Genomic DNA, 22779 nt, shown 5'->3' with positions numbered 1-22779 from the left:
TTAAACTTCTTCTAAATCAATTTCTAATTCTACCTCATATATGTTAATTATTCTCTTTATATCGAGATTATATCTCGATGGATAGATCAGTTCAAGCTGGCGTGTGACGTTGCTTAAGCCAATTCCGTTGCCAGCTGTTTCTTCTTCTCCCACAAAACTATTAATGACTTTGAATGTAAGGCGGTTATGTTTCAAACGGAGGTCAATAGCGATAAAAGGACTACCGGCATCAACGCTTGCACCATGTTTAAACGCATTTTCCACTAAAGATAATAAGATCAGCGGCGCAATGCCGATCTCTTTTTCGGTATCGTGATCAAAGCTTATTCTTAGGCGATCGTCATATCTAAGCTTTTCCAGAATCAGATAATTTTCGATCAGCTTTATTTCGCCGGAAAGCGGAACATAAGATGTATTACACCTGTAAAGCACATAATCCAGTATCTCCGACAGACCTGCTATAGAGCCTGATGTGACCGGAGAGTTCATGAGCGATAAGGAGTAAATATTGTTCAGCGTATTGAATAAAAAATGCGGGTTAAGCTGGTTTCGTAAAGCTTTAAGCTCCGTTTCTGCCTTTTCCTTCTCTAGGGTAAGAGAACGCTGCTGAGTGACATACTGGTCGCGAATCAGTTTTACGAAAGCGAATACCCAGGCAGCAGAAAATGACAGGGCGAAGTAATGGGTCAATAATTTGGGCAGGTCAGTAAGAATTTCCCCGAGTGATTCCTGCCCGAAAGGTTGCGTTCTGATGAGCGGTTCCAAAAGGTAAATAACAACGATACGAGAGCAAGCAGAGATAACGTAAGAACCCACAACAAAATAAAGGATTACCTCTAAATAGTTCTTTGACCGCATCAATTTTGAAATAATCAGGTAGGCCAAAAAATAAGAGGCCAGCATGGTAACCGATATATAATAAATTTGACGGTATATAATGCTGTCTAATTGTTTGTATTCCTCGATATCGTACCTGTTCATAAAAAGCATTGCAACTATCAGCCAAAAGATCACGTGAGTTTGAAAACGGTGAGTCAAACTAAACTTAACTATTCTTTCAATTAATGGCATGATCAAATATAAGCTATGGAAAGGTTATCCTCATAAAAGACGACAAAACCTTTGACATCCTTCCTGGAAAGCCCGAAATCGAAGACGAAACAGAAAAAACCATTTTAATCCGGTATCTGTAATCACTTCGAACCTTTATGGCAGGGCCAAGTTTAAGGCAGAAAAATTTGTTCGATTTTCAACGAAGTTTTTTAAAATCATTCAAAATGAGAGCACCTTTAAATACAATAGCCTTGTTTATATACATTTTTATCGGTACGCAAACCTATGGTCAGCGCACGGATCAAACCCATACAACATCAAAAATTTCAATTGATAGTGTTATATTGAAAAGAATGAGCGACGCCCAACTGGTAGGCCTCGGTGCGGCCATTATTATTGATAAGCAACTGGTTTGGTCTAATGGGTATGGGTATTCTAACCGGGAAAACAAAATACCTTTTACCACATCCACAATTATGAACATCGCATCGGTTTCGAAAACAATCACAGGGGCCTGCATGATGAAAGCTGTGGAGCAAGGAAAACTTTCCCTTGATGAAGATATCAATACCTATCTGCCCTTTAAGATCCATAACCCATTTTTTCCGAAAGAGAAGATCACCTTACGTAACCTGGCTACCCATACCTCCGGCCTGAATGACAGGTTCTCTTTTTATACCTCCGACACTTTGTATGTTAACGGGAAAGATTCACAGGAAGCACTGGGCGATTTTCTGCAAAACTATTTTACACCTAGTGGCAAGTATTATTCAAAAGAAAATTTCCTCGATCATAAGCCGGGTACGTTTCGTGAGTATTCTAATCTCGGGACAGCGCTGGCCGGCTATATCGTTGAGGTACGGACAGGTAAAAAGCTGAACGACTACAGCCGTGAATTTTTATTCAAGCCATTGAAAATGGATGATACAGGCTGGTTGCTGTCCGAGATCAATCTGAAAAAGCATGCCAGGCTTTATCAGAAACAGGCGGATAGCAGTATTAAACGGATACCGCTTTACGGAATGACTACTTATCCCGATGGTGGAGTACGTACATCGGTGAATGACCTGTCCCACTTCTTTATCTGCTTGCTTAACAATGGCAAATTTCAAAACAGACAGGTTCTCCGGGACAAAACGGTGCAGGAGATGCTCCGGTTTCAATTTGATGATGCGCACAAACCTGAAAATATAGAACCAGCCAAACTGAATTCCGGCATTTTCTGGTCTACCAAGATGGGTGGAAAAAGGATCGGGCACAACGGCTCCGACTTCGGTGTAAGGACTTTCATGCTTTCTGATCTCAACAAGGAAGTTGCAGTTATCCTGTTTTTCAACACTTCGCTATTGGAAAATGACGAGGCCAAATTCTTTGATATCTACAATGAGCTTTATCAATATGGGGTTAAGATCAGGAATGCTGGTCATTAACGCAGGAGTTCTAAGCGACGAAAAGTGATCGACAAACTGTTACGTACAAAACCAACACTTCATCAAAATAAATCCGATGAAGCGTACAACCGCAATACAAGAAATATCAGAGATAGATTCATTCCCAATTTCCTGAGTGATAAAAGATTGTTAATAGGTTTCACAAAGCTTAAAAGTAACACTTCGGTCTCCGGCTCTTTTTAGTTTCGATATAATATCCAACCGATATTTCATGCGAACCATAATCGTAATTACTCAGCTTATTCAGGCTATAATCATAACCATAACCAATACGTAAGTTAGAGCGGATAAAAAATTCACTGATGAAACCAGCCGCAGCCTTACTATTCAAACCGCTCTGTAGGTTGTTTTTAGGGTAAAGTTTTACTGAGGTTCGGTAAACTGCGCCAAGCCAGAAACGCTCTTTGATTAACATAAAGGCATTTAAATCTAGAGAAGTCGGGCCATGTAAATCATCCTTAATTAAAAAAGTGGGTTTAAATACAAAATCTTCATTTAGAGGAAGTGCCATGCCTGCAGTAAGGTAGAAATGTGGTTGAACTTTTATATTAAGCGCATTATAATCGTTAAATACCGAAAGTGATTTCGCCAGAAGATTGTTAGCAGAAAAGCCAATAAAAAACTTTTCGTTAGAATAATGAACACCAGCCCTTACATCAGGCGTAGTTTGGCTGATCACTCCCGTAACGATACGATTATCACCTTCTTCAATAGCTTCTAGTAAATTACCATTTAAAGATGATTGGATTACGCCTACGCCCAAACCAAAGGCAAGTATATTCGTTTCCGTACGATCCAATTTTATCCGGTAAGCAAAGTTTGCAGATGCATTTAAGCTGCTTTGTGCACCTATTTTATCTTTGGTGATGATCATGCCAATGCCTAAACTTTCATCATTAATTGCCTCATCTGCTGAAATGGAAAGTGTTTGTGGTGCACCTCGAACACCGGTCCATTGTGCACGGGCAAAAGCCTGTAGATACAGTTCTTCTTTATAACCCGCATATGCAGGGTTAATGTACATGCCATTAAATACATATTGTCCAAACTGGGCATCCTGCTGTGCCATAAGCTTAACAGTTGATGTCATTATGATTAAAACAAAAAATATCCCTCTCCAAATGTTCATGTTTGTATTATTTTATCATATTTATCGTATTACGGTTACATAGCCTTTGTAATCTTGCCAGGCTGATGTTCCGTTCTTCACTTTAACTATATAGAAATAAGTTCCATCTGCCAGTCCTGGGGCGGTCCAATCATTTTGATAGTGATTGGATTGGTAAACCGTACTTCCCCAACGGTTAATAATGGTAACTTCATTTGATTCAAAAGATTCCAGGAGCTGAATATAAAAAGTGTCATTCTTGCCGTCCCCATTAGGCGTAAAAACATTTGGTATTTTTAACCCTGAAATCTCTTTTTGATCAGTTGATGTATTATTAGCCAGGTTGGGATCAAATTCTTTAACCGTTACCATTGCTGTATTGCTCACCATACCTGGCTGTTTAGATCTTACTTTAACTACCAGTTCGGCAAATTTTCCATTGGCCAGTAAAGGAATATTCCAGGTGATGGTTTGTTTAGATTGATCGAAGGTAGCCAGACCATCTGTAGGTTGCTCCAGGCGTTCCAATAATAAGTTTTTTGGAAGCGCATCTTTAATCTCCAGTTGAGTAGCATCATGAGCACCGTTGTTGATTACGTTTAGATAATAATCAAAAACCTGGTCGACCACTACAATTCTTGATTCTGACCGCTTGGTTATGGCTACATCGGCAACAGGTCTACGTGGCACAATTACTTCCATTTCATCAGAAATATCAGAGAAGCAACCAAGTGCATTCCATGTAGCTACTCTATAAATTCCCTCGGTTGCAGTTATAAGTGTCTGTTTATTTTGGCCTTTAACCAATACATTGTCCTTGTACCAGATATACGAAGCGGCCCCTTCCGAATTTGCACGCAAAACCACTGACGATCCTGGCGAGATCGCAATCGTTTGCCGCCCTTCGGAAGCAGTCTGACCCAACGCTGTTTGTATAAAAAACAACGTCATAGCCAATGACAGAAAGGAGAATACCCTTCGCTTCATTTAAACCTGATGTTTGAGAAAATTTAACCTTTTACCCTAGAAAGTAACCGCAGTGGCAGTACCTATAATGGTTCCTGGTGTAATGGTTGGTTTTGTTGGTTTTGCCGTAACCGTAATATCATGATCAGCAACCTGCGCACAATAGTTTTTACCACCAATTACATAACCAACTTTTAACCTGTGTTTTTTTGTTCCAACAGTAGCAGGCGCTGAAGGGGTGTAATCTTTTGATGTTGCACCGGAAATTGCCATTTCATTTGTACCATCAACAATATACCATTGGTAGGCCAAATTTGGAATATTGGTAGCGTCTGGGTTGGTAACTGAACCTACCTGTGCCAAAGGGCTTTCTAAACAAAAATTAGCAGGTGTAAAATCGACTACCAAAGGTTTAAGTACATACACCGGTATTTCCTGTAGTTCAGATTCACAGGCACCTGCTGTAGTTGATTTAGAACTTAGATAATAATAGCCGGTATTCAAATCAGCTGCTGCGATTTTATTTCCTGAAACTAAAGTAACACCTGTATTAGGCGTAGTGGTTTGAGTTGCACTGTACTTCACAATCCAGTCTTCTCCGGCTGGTGCAGCAGGTAGGGTAAGGTCTGAACCATTACAGAATAAGCTCACCCCAGGGGTGGTTGGGAGTACCTGTGCAGATACTTTTGATAATGTGCAGATGATTACGAAAATAACTGCGAGGATGGTTTTTGTAGTAGAATTTTTCATGGGGACTGATTTTTTTTTAGTTAATATTGTGATGTTGTTTGTACCAGCACATGCGGCGCTGATGGTTTTGGATTTATTTTAATGTTAAAATTAATTTGCGTACTACAACCTGCTTCATTTTTTAAGATTAGTATACCTGTATGCTCACCTACCGGAGCATTAACAGGGATATTAAAAGGAATGCTTTCAGTGGGTAAAGGTTGGCTGGTAACAGGCTCAAAGCCGGCTGTATTCCAGGTAATGCTATAAGTTATGGGATTATTTATTGGGTTAGTATAACTTAATAATGATGTAGTAAAGCCCTGGCAAATTTCGGGTTCAGCACCAAACGTTAAACCTGGCAGTGCACTTACCTCTATAATAAAATCTGTTTTTTTTTCTTCGCAACCCTTTGCGGTAGCAGTTATGGTTGCAGTACCTGAAAATGTATTATTCCAGGTCACCTGACCAGTGGCAGCATCAATAACACCAGCTGTTAAAGGCAATAGCGAATATATTATTTCAGAAGCGTTGCTTGCTGTTGCGATATAAGTATCTGTGCCAGAACCAATACAGCGTTTACTGGTTAATCCACTATTAAAAATGGGTGTGCTCACCTTTCCGTTTACTGTAATATTGCCGGTTATTGTTAATTGATTTCCGGCGCTGCTGGTTACAGTATAAATTCTTGCTGCCCCTTCTGTAGTGGGCGTACCGCTAATCGTTAATTTTTTGCTTGTACTATTATAGGTTCCGGTTATGCCATCTGGTAAGCCACTAACGCTGACATTGGTTGTACCTGCAGGGATGTCAAAAATAATATCATCCATCACTGTACCCACACAAACTATCCTATCTCCGGAACCTGTATTGGTTGTAACTGAACTCTGATCATTATTGGTTACCTGGTCAGGTTGAGTACCTGTAATGGTAGCATTATTTACATTCTGGCCTGTTTTTACCACCTTTGCGGTAATGGTTAAACTTAAACTGGCATTACTGGCCAAATCACCTATCGTCCATACCCCTGATGCAGAATCATAAGTTGTACCCTGTGGTGCTATACTTGAAACATACGTAAACCCGTTTGGCAGCAAATCAGTAACTGATACCCCATTCGCATTGCCATTACCCAGATTTTCAGCCTTAAGTGTAAATACCACATTGCTGTTTAACTCCGGGTAGGTTACATTAACCGTTTTAGTAATGGAACGGTCGATATTACAAAGTGAGATGTTTATGGGTAAAGAAGGTGCGCTGATACCACATTCTAGCTGCGTAGTTACACTGTAATTTCCAGATGATGTGGCAACATATGTATTGCTGGTCGCTCCATTAATAAGTTCGCCATTCAGATACCATTGATACGGACCTGCATTTGCTTTAACAGTTAGTGTTGCAGTAGTACAATCTGTCTGACTAATGGTAGGTTGTTCTGCTTTTTCAGGGAAACGAGAAATAAAGTTGGACATCGAAAAGGCATTACTTTGCTGTACCATCGAAACTGTTAATCTGCTTGCACTATTAATTATAATTGTAGCTGGCGCTCCAATATCAGTACGCGTAAAGCTCAATAAAGATAAGCCAGTATTGCCTAATGCTTTACGTTTAGCTATGCCGGTTATAGTTTCTATGTCTCTATTATTGTAAGGAGGATTGCCATTTGTAGTCAGAAAAATTTTATCTGTGCTGCCGGTAATAACATAACCAAAATACTCCAGGTTATTAGTTTGATTATAAGCCGTAAATTTGGTGGTTTCCACCTTTTTAGATCCAGAACAACTTGATATCGGAACTAATGTAGCCACATCTACTTCACAACCTTGGCCACCTGAAGCACCTGCCGTACCCGAAAAAACGCCAATGTTTTTAGTTGCAGAAATATAGGTAGAAGAATATCTACCGGTATTTTTTGCTGGATCATATGCTGCATTCAGATAACCATGGTTAAAGGTTTGCTTATCTCCCGCCTGGGCTAAAGTGTATGTTGTTACCTCCTTCTGAATACCATTTTGATCAAAATTTATAACCGTGATGCTGGTATTTGCTTCAGTTGCGATTACTGTAGTTTGCTCAGCATTCATATTACCTTCACCCCTAACCACTACATATTCTTTACCTAACGAAGCAATCGGTGGAATAGGATTATACGCACCATCACCACAGCCTCCCGGAGCATCCAGATCTGCCGAAGTATTCATTACGGTAGATTGTGAAGATTCTACTAACGTTCCGATAGGTGCATTAAACAAATAACTTTGTCCGGCATTTAATGTAGTCTTAGCTACACCTCCTATTTTAACAATGGTATTATTTTGGATAGCCATGATGCTATAGATCGGCGGGTGTGCAGAACCTGCCAGATTCCCATCCCGATAATAACCTACCCGAAAAGATGTTCCTATTGCTGCATCGCCAAAACTAAAAAGTGATGCATTCCCTTTAATATCTGCATCATTACCATCGGTTCCTAAATTATCAGAAGCTACATTTCTCAAATTCACCGAGATTGTTCCCGTAGCTTTTACAATTAGTCCTGCTGCGTTAATTATGGTATTCAGTTGGTATGCAGGCACATCTTTGGGTAACCCGTTAAAGCGCTGTACATAAGGAGTTCCCTGCGTGCAGGTGAAATTAAATAATACTGTACCATCACTTTTAGAAATGGTTCCTGTAACGGTTCCACTTTCTGATGCAATGACAATCTCATTCGCCTTGCTCCAGTATTGCCAGGGTGCAGGGGCAATATAATGTAGGGAATAAATGGGTGGAGATAAATTTTTTCTACTATCTAAGGTTACAGAAGGAGATAAAGCAGGTAAACGATTTAAGCTGAAATCTGTTTTGGTTTTACATTGCACAACAGTAACATTTACCGCACCAAGCAATATAAATCCCATTAAACAGTTAAATAAAAACAGTAGTAAAGCTTTAATCATACACAAACCATTAGAAAGCCCATTATGCGCCTAACATGGTTCTGAAATTGATTAAAAATGTGTGACACACTCTAACCAATTTTACACAATCAGGTCGATAACCTTTTCAGCGGTATCAACCTACTTACGTAAATGAAAAATGTATGGTTTTTGGGGATCTTAAGAGCGAATGTAAATAAAAATTATGCAGTAAAATATACCAACAATATTAATTTTAATGCACCTGGAAGCGGTTTAAAGCCAATTTTAAGCAAAACAAAACCGACTGTATTTCTACTGATACGCAAATCATCAAAAAAATATTTCAATTTTTCTGATTTTTGAATTTCGTCTTTTTTTAAATGTCTTTTATTGAGGTTTTTAAATATTTTCTGTATCTTAAATTTATATTCAAATTTTCTTTTTAAGTTTTTTATAAAAAAAAATATTCTTTTTTTAATCAGCATGATTCTGCCACAACTGTATGTTTAAAAAGGACTAAGTCTAGTTGTTCCAAAGCATTCATTATCCACATATCCGTATTCACGAAGCTAGCTTTCCCTACCCTTCAAAACCAGACTAATCCGGCTTTTCATTATTATAGATTTTCGTTACTTCATCTGCGCTTAAAGCCTTATTGTAGTACCTGATATCATCCATAGATCCTTTAAAAAAAGCGGCGCTGGAGAAATAAAACGGACTGGTTTTATCTGTAAAACTTAATATTCCTTTAGGGAGAATTTGCCCGATTGCTAAATTTACAGGACTAGTCAGTGTAGAAGCAGTACCCGCAGCACTTTCAGATCGTGTTTGCACACCATCTACATAAAAGGTAATTGCGCCATTGCCTGCTGTAACCACCGCATGGTGCCAGGCGCCTACCTCCATTTTTCCTGGATTACTGTCCCGATCATAAGTTGCAGCCGGGGTTTTCAGTGTCATAAACAGAAAATTATCAGATTGAAGCTGAAATTTAAAACCATTCCATTTATTCAAAGACAGTAGATAATTATCGGCAAAAGCTTCTTTAACATTAATCCAGAGGCTGATACTGAGTATCTGCGGATTAAGTGCTGCACTATAAGGAACCTCAATATATGCACCCTGATCAAAAGCGTAAGCATTGCCTGCCTGTCCAAAGCGATCAGTTGTAGCCGTTGGCAAAACTCCACCATCACGGTGATTATCAGCTGTACCGATAATTCCCGTCATTAATGTTCCATCATGGCCATTGCCAGTAGCATCTGCTGCATTACCATTAAAAAGCCATTTAGCAACCAGATTTGATGCGGCAACTTCTTCAATTTTTCTGGCACCAAAAGCAGTAGCCGACCGCCTTAAATTGGCTAAAGCATTATTAACTTCTTCCTGGGTGTAGGCTCCTGAGCTTACTGCACCGGCCAGATCCAGAGCAGATTTAAGCTGTACCCGTGCTTGTTTAGGGTACTGACCAATATCATGCCCCTCTGCACTTTGAGTATACAATTGCTTTACAGAATCAGTAAGTTGCGTGAGACTTGATTTATTGGATGCATAATCTGGCAGATGAGCATCATCTTTACAGGATACAAAAATGACGAGGGCCAGTAACAGGCAAAACGGGTATTTCAATGATGATTTATAATTTTTAATATTCATTTTAATAGTGTTATAGTTTACCGTTAGCATTTAATTCCGTTTGAGGAATTGGAAAAAACCGGTTATTTGTATAATTAAAATTCGGTGATCCGGGCTTCATTGCAGCATCGGCATAGGCCTGACCATAACGGATGACATCAAAGAAACGCTGAAACTCCAAGGCAAGTTCTGAGCGTCTTTCCCTACGGATTATTTCTCTCAAATCTGATTGATTAACCACCGATACCGGAGCAAGCAGACCAGCCGGAGGCGTACCATCATAATTTTTTCTCGCCCTTTCCCGCACCTTATTTAATGGTACCAATGCTGAAGCAGATTGACCAGATTCATTAAGAGCCTCTGCTTTAATGAGCAACAAATCAGCAAAACGCAACGCTTCATAATTCAGATTGCCATCGTTTTTAGTGGTGGTGGGTACTTCACTAACAGGCTGAATGTGTTTTTTTGAGAGATAACCTGTGCTGCTCCATGAAGGATCAAAAGTACTATCATAATAAGGTTTGCCTGCCCTGGCAATGGTAAGATCGAGCCGTGGATCATTCGCTTCAAAATTATTCACCAGACTTTGCGTAGGAAAAAAAGTACCTGCACCATTTAAAGCACGTGGTGCAAACCAGTAATTCAAAGAATTTCCCTGTGAAGGTTGTGCCCCGCGAACATGCCACACCGAAAATATGGCCTCACTATTGGTTTTGGCAGATGCATTGAAATTATCTGCAAAGCGCTCAGTTAAGGCATAACCTAAAGCCTCTACTTGCTCACTGTATTGAATGGCCTGGGCATATTTTTGTTGAAAAAGAGCTGCCTTTGCCAATAAAGCCAATGCAGCTCCTTTGGTTGCCCTCCCCTGATCCGTATTGGATTCCCATTTTTGCGGCAAACCAGCGGCAGCTTCCGTCAGGTCTTTTTCAATCTGGGTGTATACCTGTGCCTGTGTTGAAGCAGCCAGTGCAGCATCTGCCAATGTAATCACTTTCAAACGCAGTGGAATATTTCCATAAAAATTAGTCAGCATGAAATAATAGTATGCCCTCAGAAATTTAGCCTGTGAGAGCAATTGTATTCTGGCTGTTTCCGTAACATTGGTATTATCAGCCCTAAGCCCGTCTGTAATTACGTTGCAACGATTAATGCCATCATAATACCTCGCCCATAGAGATTGCACAGCGGCATTTCCCGGCAGAATATTATACAAATCAATAGCAGTATAGTCTGCCTGCTCACCTGCATTGCCACCAATGATCACATCATCAGTAGCCACATCGCCCAAAACCCAAACAGGATTGCTCGAGGCATCGGTAAACGTAAGCGGGATATAAGCTGCGTTAACGGCAGTTTTTGCTGTAGCTTCATTGCTAAACAGGTCTGCATCTGAATAATAACCGAGTGCTGGCTGATCTAAAAATTTCTTACAGCCTGTTACAGCAATCAGGCAAAAGGCAAAAGAAAGTATATATAATTTTTTCATCGGATTAGAAGTTAAGGTTAAGACCAAGCGTGTAAACTCTTGCAGAAGGATAGGTTCCCCAGTCAATACCAACAGCCCTTACGCCATCACCCTGACCGTTGCTACTGGTGTAAATCTCTGGATCAAGACCTGTATATTTTGTAAAGGTGAGCAGATTTTGTCCGCTCACATAGATACGCATCGATGCTATTTTCAAAGTAGAAAGTACTTTCGGACTCAAACTATAGCCGATTTGCAGATTTTTTAATCTTAAATAAGAACCATCTTCCAGAAATCGGGTTGATGGTCTTTTATTATTGGTAGAAGAAGCAGAACTCCAGGTTAGACGGGGAAATTGATTGGTACTTCCCTCTCCGTTCCAACTGCCAGTGGCCACTCTTTCGGTAATGTTAAAGGCACGATAAAAACCTTCAATATCTGTCGCTACCTGGTTATACAGCTTATTGCCATATGCGCCCTGGAAGAAAACACTCAGGTCGAACTGCTTAAACTTCAGGTTCCCGGTAAAGCCGTAAGTGAGTTTGGGGATAGGACTTCCGGCAAATTCACGGTCTTTTTCATCAATAATGCCATCGCCATTGCTATCTTTATACATCACATCACCTGGCTGAATGCCTGTACCCTGATAAGCATGTGTAAAAATATCCAGGTCATTCTGGAAAATCCCTTCCATTGGCAGCAGATAAAATGCGCCAATGGGTTGCCCTACAGCGGTAAGTGTAGCATAATATTCATTATCAATTCTTCCCCCAACAATTGGCGATCCGGCAAGCGAAAGCACTTTGTTTTTTAGGGTAGCCATATTTCCGGATACATCATAACTCCAGTTTTCAGAAATCTGATCACGATAAGAGATTTGAAGTTCAAGTCCTTGATTACGCACTTTACCTGCATTTACGTATGGACTTCCACCGCCGCCTGCACTTGGTGGCAAAGGGTTAGCGAAAAGAATATCAGCGTTATCTCTGATGAAATAATCTGCACTGAATTGAAGTTTATTATCAAAGAACCCGGCATCTAAACCGAAGTTGGTTTGCGTACTGGTTTCCCAGGTGATGTTCGCATTTCCCCTTGAGGTAAGCGAATTGCCTATTACGGGTGTTCCGCCGAAGGGATAAAAACCGACAAAAGAATTAAGTGAAGTATAAGCATAGTTACTAATTTCCTGATTACCGGTTTGCCCGATACTCGCCCTAAATTTCAACATAGAAAGCGCCTTGAAATTTTTCAGAAATGCTTCCTGATCTAATCTCCAGCCTATTGATCCGGCATAGAAATTACCATAGCGGTTTGCCGGGTTTAACCTGGAAGATCCATCTCTGCGTACGGTAAAGCTGGCCAGGTATTTATCTGCATACTGATAATCTGCACGACCAAAAAGCGAGAAAAGTGCCCACCGCGATTCATTTTCCCCATTTTGTTGTACACCTATTCCATTATCAAGGTATTGAAAATCTTCAGACTGGTTTGGAAAAATTGATCTGGAAGCTGAAAGGCCATTGGTACGGCTTTTAATATTTTCTGTTCCCGCAAGGATATTCAGTCCATGCTTTTCGCCAAACTTCAAGTTATAGGTTAAGGTATTGGTCCAGTTATAATCCAGCTGGTTCGCATTGGAACGAGCCAAACTACCTGGCGAGTTCTGCGCACGGTCTCCCCAGATTTTGAAGAACTGTTTAAAATCGGTAATCACCAATGTTCCGCCCAAAGTGGTGCGGAATTTTAGTCCTTCTATAATTTTAGCCTCTACAAATACATTCCCGAGCGCACTGTAGGCGTTGTTATTCCGGTCGAAGTTATCTGCATAACCTACGGGATTTAATCCATCGCCAAAGAAATTGGAATTTTCCGGAAGATCTACATAATCGCCATTGGCCTTAAATACAGGGGTTGCTGGTGTGCGGAAGAGGGCATAACGCATTACACTGGCACCCTGATTTCCATTTCCAAAACCATCGCCAGAGGCACCTACCTGCTTGGTTTTCGCATAGGAAAGATTCAGGTTTAATCCGGTAGAAAAGATTTTAGACAAAGTACTGTTTACCGCTGTACGCAGGTTAAACCGATCATAAGCACTATTATTGATCAGTCCATCCTGTTTATAATAATTGGCGGCAACCAGGTAATTCCCGTTTTCATTTCCACCACTTACTGAAAGGTTACTGTTATTAATGAGCGCTGGCTGAAGCACTTCTTTCTGCCAGTTTACATCAGGCAAACTTGCAGCCAGGGAAGCAGGAATTTGCGTTCGTCCATCTGCAGCGGCAGCAGCATTAAAGGCTGCAACATATTGAGGAGTATTGGCCATTTTAATTAAATCGCCATGAACCTGAACGCCCGTATATTGTGAAAGGTTAACCGTAGACTTACCCGATTTCCCTTTTTTAGTGGTAATCACTACTACCCCATTCGATGCCCTTGCGCCATAAATGGAAGCAGATGAAGCATCTTTTAAAATACTGATGCTTTCAATATCTGTTGGAGAAATCTGGTTAATACCTGAAGTGCTCGGTACGCCATCTATCACATAAAGCGGATTATTATTGTTAATGGTACCTACACCACGAATCCGTACCGCAATGCCTTCGCCAGGAGCGCCAGTGCCTTGTGTAACCGATACGCCGGCCGCTTTTCCCTGCAATACCTGATCTACACCGCCTACAGGCATGTTATCAATATCAGTCGACCTGATCTGAGAAACAGCTCCGGTAAGATCTTTCTTTTGCTGGGATGAATAACCGGTAATCACCACATCATCTAATTTCTGATTGGATGGAACTAAAGAAACTGATAATTCCATCTGGTTGCCTGGCTTTATGGTTCTGGTGGCGTAGCCAATAAACAGTACCTGAATGGTAGCATTACGGTCAGGTAAATTAATCGTAAAGCGGCCATCAGCATCAGTGGTAACTTTATTGGGCTTCCCGATTATCTGTACGATAGCTCCAGGAATGGGAACCCCTTTTTCGTCTTTTACCATACCTTTCAAAACTCTTGAAGTGGTATCAGAGATATTGGGCCGTGAAGTTTTAGTTAGTGTATTTTGACCTGCAGAAGCCGGAACGGCAGTTTTTACAGGATTGGGAGTTTGGGGAACGTTAACAGGCAGAGGTGATGTGGGTTGTACTTTTGGAACCGGATCTGGCGGAATTGGTGCTTTGGCCGTGGAATCCGGTCGCCGCTTCAATGAATCTGGAGCAGTTTGGGCTTGTGTACTGGCTGCAGCAGATAGGACAAAAAACAGGAAATACCTTGGTAACAGTAGCTTCATATAAAATTTCGGGTTAATGATCTTAATCTTACCTGCAATACAATCCAGAAGGGATAAATGTTTTAAGATAGATTTATTTTTAACGCGAAATACAGAAATAACCAAACTTAATTTCCATTATTAATATAACACGAAAAGCAACCAGGTATTTTTTTCCAGGTTGTAAAGCTTTACTTTAACTACAAATTTAATTACAAAGAGAAAGAATCATTACGATGGATGTACTAATTGGTTTATCCAACCTTCACCCCTTTCCAGAACGCTACATACCCCTTAATCTCTTTAGCGGCATCCTTTGGGTTTGGATAATACCAGGCAGCATCTTCGTTTTTTTGACCATCAACCATCAGGGTATAGTATGATGCTTCTCCTTTCCAAGGGCAAACAGTATGTTTGTTTGACGTTTGAAAAAATTCTTGTTTTAAAGAAGACGCAGGAAAATAATGATTGTTTTCAATGATGATCGTCTCATCGCTTTCTGCTAAGGTTTGATTGTTCCAGGTCGCTTTCATAATTTTTAAATCTTATAAGATCAACCGATGTATTTAAATTTTGTTTTAATAAAATGCTTAGCAGAATGAATGACTTTGGCACCTGTTTTAAATGAAAAATTATTTAGAAAGTTCATTTAGCAAACACCTATAACATTGAATATCTTTTGATTTAGGCAATGAGAATGGCAGATTATATCAGGGTACAAACTAAAGCGTCCGGATCATCATTGATGATCCGGACGCTTTAAGTTTATAAATGAGTTAATATTATTTAGACAGCATTGCAGATTGTTCTGCATGCATAATTGCCTCTGAAGCATAAGAAGCGGATTTTAGACTGGCGAAATCAGTTAGCTTTACATTTTTCATATTGCTGGCAATCATAGTGCTATGGCCTGCAGTACCATTTAATTTCAAAACTGCATCTTCTTTTACTACTGTATATAAACTGGCTGTAGTGGTTTTGATTCTGGCTGTGGCACTTTGATTGATAAACAACTGCAAGTTTTTAACATCAAAGTTATTGCTGGTAACCACCACCGATTGTCCGTAAGCTTCAATTCTTTCTAAATCTTTCAAAGTAATGTTAAGGGTTACCTGATTACTTTCTTCTGAATTGATAAATAAGGTTTTACCATCAGTTGAAATAGAAGTTTTAGCTGCATTGTAATTTTCTGTACCCTCAACACTTTGTTTTTCACCTTGTGTTAAAACAATTTTTACATTTCCGCTTACCCAGATGCGGTTTACGGTTGATAATTTAGAAATTTTTGTTTCGGATACAACTGGTTCAGCTGCAAAAGTAGAAATGGCTGATGAAGTTAATACTACTGCTGTTAATGCTGCTGCGAATAATGTTTTTGTTAAAGTTTTCATGTCTTTATGTTTAAGTTTTTTCCTTTTGTTTTTTTGATAATAAGACGCCATCACTTCAGATAAGTTGCAGGCAAAATCTGCATATTATACCAGTACAGGGAACATTCAGACAAACGCCTTAAATTTCACGACGAACCGGACGTAACCTTGAAAATTTTTGGCATTTAAAAATAAAATATGAATGAAGCAGTTGGTAAAGTAACGCGGAGTTTTCAATCAGCTCAGTATTCTACTGCTATCCTTAATGAATTTGCACCACAACATTGGTGCAATCATTTAACAATGTGGTTAAGCTAACCTAATATAGTGTAAACATACTAAGGCTATATTTGGACTTAATTGCCTTTCACATGAAATATGAGCAAGTTCAAACTGCAGATCAGGCAGCCCAAACCCATAGAAATATCCAGATGGAATTTCTCAACATCTTTAAATTTAACCAGCTGATGTTAATTTCAAAAAAGCTAAACATTCTGATGGATACTAATCTAAATAACCTGAAGCATAACATTTATACCAGGCACGAAAAATAAGTATCTCTATTTGATCTAAACATTACTGAGCAAATCTTAAGGCGCAATGAAGCAGATGACTGTTAATAAGGAGAAAAAGATAGATTTCGATTTCAGCCGTTTTCGCCTGCCTACCTATGTTACCTTATTTAAACCGCTCCTTTTTCAGGAAGGAAGTAATTATATTGCAGTTTTAGGACCTGACCTTGAAAGTGGAATAACGGGCTATGGCGATACCCCAGAAGATGCCCTAATCAACTGGAACGATAACTTAAGAGCACAAATCTATAATCTGGATTTAAAGAATGAAATCATAGATGAGATTAGAACCAAAATAGCAACTAAAAGTAAAGCTATATAAATCAGATCATTAAAGCATTCTATTTAAAAATTTTCCTCTACCAGTTTGCCATTTACTACCGCCCCGGCCACGCTACCTGTTGAAACAGCCAGAGCAACAGAGCGCATCATATTAGTATTGTCGCCACAGGCATATATACCATTGATATTGGTTTCCTGAAAAGATCCAACCTTTATGTGGCCATGTTCAGTGAGTTCACAGCCCAATGATATGGGTAGATTTGAGTGCTGCGTAAATGGTAAAGCTGCATAAAGCGCTTCAAAAGGTTTTGAAGTTCCATCAGCAAAAATTACCTGCCGAATAAATCCATCCTCATGCTCGATTGTTTTAACAGCCGTTTCGACTATTTGAATGTCATGCTGCTTTAATTTTAAGGTTTGCTCTTCCTTAAAATCTGGCTTGCCATTGGTTAGTAATGTAACCTGATCTGTAAGATTACTGACCATAGATGCTAAATGAAAACCCCTCGCACCATTCGCTAAAATTCCGGTAACCTTATCCTTAAATTCATATCCATGACAATATGGGCAATGAATTACTGAAATTCCCCAACATGCTGCGAAGCCTTTAATATCAGGCATGATATCTTTTATACCTGTTGCAAAAATTAATTTCTTTGCTTGAAAGGCTTTACCTGATTGGGTGATGATTTTAAAACCTTCATCAACTTTTTCAGCACCAGTGGCGATATCTTTCAAAAAAGACACCGTTTGATATTTCAACACCTCGGCTTTTGCTTTTTCTGAAATTTCGCTTGGTTTTTCCCCATCGTGGGTAATAAAGTTATGCGAATAAGGTGTTTGTCTGTTACAAGGTAGGCCACTATCAATAATTAAAACTTTTCTTAATGATCGCCCTAATGCCATTGCAGCTGAAAGTCCTGCATAACTTCCGCCAATAATGATTACTTCAAAATACTTTACATCTGCCATGAAATTCTGTTCTATATATGTGGTTAATGAAATGGTAAAGCTACCCACCCAGGTTTTTGTACCTGAAATGTAATTGCTCTCCTACCCGTTTCTATCTGCACTTCAAATATAGAAATAGATTTATAAACGCAACAATGATGCATTGAATTATTGCAATAATGTTGCAATATCAAAAGATATTTGATAAGGATATAAATTGTATTGACAATATTTATCTACAAAAATAAGCTTGCGGTATCTTCTTGATTTTAAAGAGAATCAGTTATACTACTTATTTCTATTTTGAGATCTGTTTGTAAGATATTGTTGTGTTTTGATATTCTCCCACATGATTAACTTATCCTCAATCTTTGAAAATGCACGAATATCACCATCCTGAGAAATAACCAGCCCTAAAGCCGTTGGATGGTTCCAGCAATATGCAATCATAGACCGGTGCCTGGTTCCATAATAACGAGGGTCATGCGCTTCGAGTGACTTTGGCGTAGCTGTTGCGGTAGAAGAAACAAAAATTTTTCTCGGCATTTTCTTGGCTCTTAACACTGCACCAAAACCATTGGTAACCATGCTCCTGTTAAAAAGCACTACCCCATCTACACAACTTTGAGAGGCAATAAAGTCTATGGCTCCCTTAATTTCATCGGCAGTTCCTTTTTTATTGTAAAATGATGCCGATTCACGAAGGTAAAGTTCTTTGCTAATGGTTCTTTTACCGGTATGCATGCCGCCTTCAATTGTATTTTCCGAAACAAAATTATCAACAGCAGCCTTTGCATGTGCAACCATTGCCAAAGTAAGTCGCTCATAATGAATCCGGTATTTCACATCAAGGTCCGCACTGTCATCTGCAAGCAGTATGGCTCCGCCATGCTGGTAATTTTGAATCTTAAGTAATAACCTGGAAAAAGTCTGGATCCACAGCCCATCCAAAAAATCTTCCCACTCGGCATATTGCTCATTGGGATGTTCTCTTTCTAAATATTCACGAAGATTAACCTTTAAAAATTCTGCATTCTTTCTCAGGATTTTTGAAATCGGGCCAATCGTAAGCACATCCAGATAGCGTTTAACCAGTATGTTTTGCTTTAAAGTAGCCAATAACTCATAATCAAAAAGCACATGCAGTGTTCCGATATCACTTACTGATACCTGAAACAATCCGGGTTGTTCTGAACCGGTATCAGACTCATAATTCAGGAAATTCTGGTAATGCATCGCCTGATCGATCATTCCCCAAATATAAAGTTTGCCCTTTTCATCATAATAAACAGCCAGAGAAGAACTTGCCGGATCGGCAGCCTTGGAAAGCTTGGCCAATGTTTTAGTATCCATGATTAAAGGCTGCTCAAAGGCAATACAGCTCCACCTTTCTGGCACAATATGGCTTGGAGGTGCCGGATCTGGATTTGAGGGATCAATAAAGGTTACGGTTACCCTGATCAAATCGCTTTCTTCTTTGCACATGCTCGAATAGAACAGGCAATCGAATAAATCAACCAGTACTTCCAGATTAGGAAGCGGGAATTTTTGCTTCGTTAACCTGAGTTTATCGTGTACTAGAACAGCAAGGTCCTGAGGGCGTGAGTTTTCCAAATTGATCTTTTTTAATTATTATAAACACTTGCCAATCAAAATCGTTTGATTGTAGCGATCATATTTCAACTCTTTCAGCAGGTCGGTCATAGATTGGGTTTTTAAAAGCGGTAAGCAATATCATCCAATTTAACTACATAAATAAATACCTGATGCCTAGCTGCAAACTATAGGTAGAATTTAAACTCACATCATTTCTAAAGGTTTGAGAAACAGGCACTCCTCCAATGCTACTCAGGTTAAATTTAGGTTGTACATTTCCAGTAGGAGAAATCTGATCCAGGTTAACGGGCACCAAAATCGCCGCATTATTAACCAGTTTTCTTAATCCCCAGTTGGGATTGAAGAGATTTGCTGCATTAATGAGATCAATTCCTATTTCGATATGGTGTTTTTGCGGATTGGCACCCACATCTAACCGGGCTGCCAGTCTCAAATCCAGCTGATGCCGCCAAGGAAAAACTGCACCATTTCTTTCTGCATAACGACCTCTTCTTGTTCGGAGATATTCATCCTGTTCAATGTAGGCAAAGAACAAATCGCTTTGCTGTGCACCGGTATAACGCACTGTTTTACCATTTTGAACGAGTGTTAAAGGCGCAAAGCTAATTTCCGATGCATCTTTTGGTACATATATTAAAGAACGGTTGGTTCCATCTCCAACCAAATCACGTGCATAGGTATAGGAGAATCGTCCTTCTGAACTTCCCAGGTAGACCAGGCCAAAATTTAAACCCAATTTTTTACTTAGTTTTAATGGATAGGTTAATGTGAATACTAATCTATCCGGAACAACATAGCCAGCATAACCCAACTCTGGATTATTGATTCCATTTACCGTTGGTGTGGCGTTAAGTGCTGACAATGTTTGATCACCCTCACCATCATTATAGCTTTTGGATCTTGCTTTAACGTAAGATAATGACAGGCCCAGCTGATGGTTAAATTGTTTACTGATAACCGCCATGGCAGCAAAATAATAGCCACCGGAAGCATTTGAAATGGACACTACATTTAATGCGTTATTCCCCTCATTATCAGGCAACCCTGCAGCATTGAGCCGGTTGATAAATTTTTTGTTATTATTTTGTGGGTAAACAAATCTGTGATCAGGATAATCCGTTACGCTCAATTGTGTAGGCTGAATCAAGTTCAAATCTTGAAAATAGATGCTTCTGATATCTTTGTTATAAAACGTTTCTAGCGTGGCCTTAAATCCCCCTGGCAGATTGGCATCAACACCAATACTCGATTTCCAGCTTTGAGGCATCTTAAAATTACTGGAAAGTACGCTACTTACTGACGGCAGAACATCTTTTGTATCCTTATTCAAAGGCACTTTATCATCCGGACTGAAAGCAAAGGGGGTATTGGCCTGCCCTTGCCAGGTTTGACTAATCTGTTTCACACCAGAATATCGAGCCTGGCTGATTACCCAAACCGAGGGAATTCGACCAGTAAAGATTCCGCTGCCCAATCTTAACGAGAGCGAATGGTCATCAAAAATATCATAACGAAAAGAGAATCTTGGCGCCAGGAGTAATGCTGGTTTTGGCATCTTTGAGGTATTAATCGTGGCACCCCCAGCAAAAACCAATTTAGATAACGCCATATTTTCAGGAATGGCTTTAGGAAAAATAGAAAGGTCGCCTCTTAGGCCTGCGGTAATTGTAACCCTTGAACCCAGTGATAAAGTATGCTGTAAAAACACAGCCATGTTCAGGTAATCAAAATGATAATTCGGTAAAGCATCCTGATTTTCGGTAGGGTACGTTAGTGCATAGTCGATAGGTTTTTTACCAGATGTAAAATCTTCCCATGAAGAAAAGGTATAATAGCCTGTTCCAAAAGGCATATAACTGTTTTTGGTATTGATGTAATTGGCCTGTAAACCAAAATCCCAACTATTTATTCCAGGTTTCCAGTGCATCATGTTATTGATGGAAAACAGCCCTACTTTTCTTCTATTGTTGTAAGAGAATGGCTCATAACCAAAAGAAGTAAAAGGAACACCATTTTTTAAAATATCTACAAAAGGAAATGGTTCACTGTTTGCATTCCGTTTTTCCATTTGCCCGGTATAAGATGCACTGATCATATTACTTAAGGATGCAGAGAGCCTGCTATCCCACTCAACTGAAAGGGAATAAAATGCTGAAAGGGTGGTAAAATTTGTATTGGAAAATGGCAATGCGTTAATGCTTCGTCTGCCAGCACTGGCCGCAAAAGGCACCAGCGGACTTCGTGATCCGTTCAGCAATTCTGGCCTGTCACTATTCAATTGATTATAGCGAATACTTAGGGTATTGTTTTTGGCAATATTCCAATCGGCACGGAGGAGAAATTTTTGGCTTCTATTTTTAAAATCATAATCCTGGTACGGTCCCGTATGGTAACCGTAGGTTTGCAGCAGGTAATCGCTGATGTGATCCAGTTCCGTAACAGTTGGTCTGGCAATATTTGTCATACTGCCATAAGGCTGTACATCTGTAGCAGCTTTAAATACCTGAGGCTGATAAACTTCGCGTTCCTGCTCATAGCTGATGAAATAGAAAAGCTTGTTTTTTATGATCTGCCCGCCAATTCTAAATCCATTCAACAAATAGTTTAACGGGTGTTTATCTAATTTTTGTGAACCTACTGATGTGCCATAACTCTGCTGGTTGCGGAAATAGGTATATAACGAGGCTTCTATATCATTACTTCCTAATCGGCTAACGATATTAATTGATCCGCCGATAAAGCCCGATTCCCAAATGGAACTGTAGGGCGCCGGGTTTACCGCAATTTCTGAAATGGCATCGAGTGCAATAGGTTGTGCACCATTACCTGGAATATTATCCCCAACGCCAAAGTTATTATTGAATTCTGAACCATCTATGGTAATGAAATTTTGCCGGTAATTTCCTCCGGCTATAGCGGCACCAAAACTTAAAGGGCTAAGCCTTGTAAAATCACTGATGCCCCTTTTGATGGTTGGCAACATGCTGACTTGTTTACTTTCCAGGCTTAATAAAGCAGGTGCAGAGCCTGTTCTAAGCACATTGTTGCTTTTTGGAAGGCTGATGACCAAATCATTTAAAATGGTTACCTCTTCTTCCATTTTAATATTGATCACCTTTCCTTCATCCAGTTGAAGAAATAGATCTGCTAAACGATAAGGCTTAAAACCAATTGATTTAACTTCAAGCAAGTAAGGGCCACCTGATCTGATATCAGCCATCAGGTAGCCCCCTGCTAAATTGCTTGCACAGCCATAAATGGTATGGGTTGGTGCATGGATAAGCGTGATGGAAGCACCACTTATCTCATGCCCTGATTTATCTTCTATTCTTCCAGACAAAAACGTCCTCGTAGTCTGCGCAGTGCAGCCGATAGAAAGAAATAACAGAAAAAACAGCAGCCTCAT

General features: G+C 39.7%; 17 protein-coding genes. 3 read left to right on the top strand and 14 right to left on the bottom strand.

Features of this window, described 5'->3' with window-relative positions:
- On the bottom strand, positions 1-1071 hold the full coding sequence (locus tag AN34_RS20085) for a sensor histidine kinase (RefSeq protein ID WP_197285569.1): 1071 nt from the start codon (positions 1069-1071) through the stop codon (positions 1-3).
- Between the two features lie 206 nt (positions 1072-1277).
- Between AN34_RS20085 and AN34_RS20080 the strand changes: the two genes are divergently transcribed.
- A complete protein-coding gene (locus tag AN34_RS20080) occupies positions 1278-2483 on the top strand; it encodes a serine hydrolase (protein WP_082468483.1) in 1206 nt (401 codons plus the stop codon).
- Positions 2484-2652: 169 nt separating this feature from the next.
- Here the strand turns inward: AN34_RS20080 and AN34_RS20075 are convergent, their stop codons facing one another.
- The 10 genes from AN34_RS20075 to AN34_RS20030 form a co-directional block, all read right to left on the bottom strand.
- Positions 2653-3633 (bottom strand): type IX secretion system membrane protein PorP/SprF, encoded by a 981-nt coding sequence (locus AN34_RS20075; RefSeq protein WP_029288630.1) that lies wholly within the window; start codon positions 3631-3633, stop codon positions 2653-2655.
- A 21-nt stretch (positions 3634-3654) separates the two neighbouring features.
- Positions 3655-4599, bottom strand: coding sequence for a gliding motility-associated C-terminal domain-containing protein (locus tag AN34_RS20070; protein WP_029288628.1), 945 nt, complete (start codon positions 4597-4599; stop codon positions 3655-3657).
- 36 nt (positions 4600-4635) lie between these two features.
- The gene (locus AN34_RS20065; protein WP_029288626.1) at positions 4636-5328 is read right to left on the bottom strand and encodes a hypothetical protein; all 693 of its coding nucleotides are present in this window, start codon (positions 5326-5328) and stop codon (positions 4636-4638) included.
- 20 nt (positions 5329-5348) lie between these two features.
- Positions 5349-8207, bottom strand: a complete 2859-nt coding sequence (locus tag AN34_RS20060) for a DUF11 domain-containing protein (RefSeq protein WP_197285568.1) — start codon at positions 8205-8207, stop codon at positions 5349-5351.
- Positions 8208-8428: 221 nt separating this feature from the next.
- On the bottom strand, positions 8429-8692 hold the full coding sequence (locus AN34_RS20055; RefSeq protein ID WP_029288622.1) for a hypothetical protein: 264 nt from the start codon (positions 8690-8692) through the stop codon (positions 8429-8431).
- A gap of 112 nt (positions 8693-8804) precedes the next feature.
- On the bottom strand, positions 8805-9863 hold the full coding sequence (locus AN34_RS20050) for a LamG domain-containing protein (protein WP_197285567.1): 1059 nt from the start codon (positions 9861-9863) through the stop codon (positions 8805-8807).
- Positions 9864-9873: 10 nt separating this feature from the next.
- Complete coding sequence (locus tag AN34_RS20045) at positions 9874-11331, bottom strand: RagB/SusD family nutrient uptake outer membrane protein (RefSeq protein ID WP_029288618.1); 1458 nt, start codon at positions 11329-11331, stop codon at positions 9874-9876.
- Between the two features lie 4 nt (positions 11332-11335).
- The gene (locus AN34_RS20040) at positions 11336-14602 is read right to left on the bottom strand and encodes a TonB-dependent receptor (RefSeq protein ID WP_157263362.1); all 3267 of its coding nucleotides are present in this window, start codon (positions 14600-14602) and stop codon (positions 11336-11338) included.
- A 233-nt stretch (positions 14603-14835) separates the two neighbouring features.
- The gene (locus AN34_RS20035) at positions 14836-15114 is read right to left on the bottom strand and encodes a DUF427 domain-containing protein (RefSeq protein WP_029288613.1); all 279 of its coding nucleotides are present in this window, start codon (positions 15112-15114) and stop codon (positions 14836-14838) included.
- A gap of 249 nt (positions 15115-15363) precedes the next feature.
- A complete protein-coding gene (locus AN34_RS20030) occupies positions 15364-15972 on the bottom strand; it encodes a GIN domain-containing protein (RefSeq protein WP_029288611.1) in 609 nt (202 codons plus the stop codon).
- A gap of 350 nt (positions 15973-16322) precedes the next feature.
- On the opposite strand from AN34_RS20030, the gene AN34_RS20025 reads away from it, so the two are divergent.
- Positions 16323-16505, top strand: a complete 183-nt coding sequence (locus AN34_RS20025; protein ID WP_029288608.1) for a hypothetical protein — start codon at positions 16323-16325, stop codon at positions 16503-16505.
- Positions 16506-16560: 55 nt separating this feature from the next.
- Entirely contained in the window at positions 16561-16845 is a 285-nt protein-coding gene (locus AN34_RS20020) for a hypothetical protein (RefSeq protein WP_157263361.1), read from the top strand.
- Between the two features lie 23 nt (positions 16846-16868).
- Here AN34_RS20020 and AN34_RS20015 read toward each other — a convergent pair whose 3' ends face one another.
- The 3 genes from AN34_RS20015 to AN34_RS20005 all read right to left on the bottom strand — a co-directional run bounded on the left by AN34_RS20015 (position 16869) and on the right by AN34_RS20005 (position 22779).
- A complete protein-coding gene (locus AN34_RS20015; protein ID WP_029288604.1) occupies positions 16869-17777 on the bottom strand; it encodes an NAD(P)/FAD-dependent oxidoreductase in 909 nt (302 codons plus the stop codon).
- A gap of 267 nt (positions 17778-18044) precedes the next feature.
- Positions 18045-19370, bottom strand: coding sequence for a putative sensor domain DACNV-containing protein (locus AN34_RS20010; protein ID WP_029288603.1), 1326 nt, complete (start codon positions 19368-19370; stop codon positions 18045-18047).
- A gap of 133 nt (positions 19371-19503) precedes the next feature.
- Positions 19504-22779 carry a TonB-dependent receptor gene (locus AN34_RS20005; RefSeq protein ID WP_029288601.1) on the bottom strand — a complete coding sequence of 1092 codons (3276 nt, stop codon included), beginning with the start codon at positions 22777-22779 and terminating at the stop codon, positions 19504-19506.

This window comes from Pedobacter sp. R20-19 (assembly GCF_000708265.2).
Taxonomy (GTDB): Bacteria; Bacteroidota; Bacteroidia; order Sphingobacteriales; family Sphingobacteriaceae; genus Pedobacter.
The sequence above is the reverse complement of the archived record's forward strand: the minus strand, read 5'-3'. Positions and strand labels throughout refer to the sequence as shown.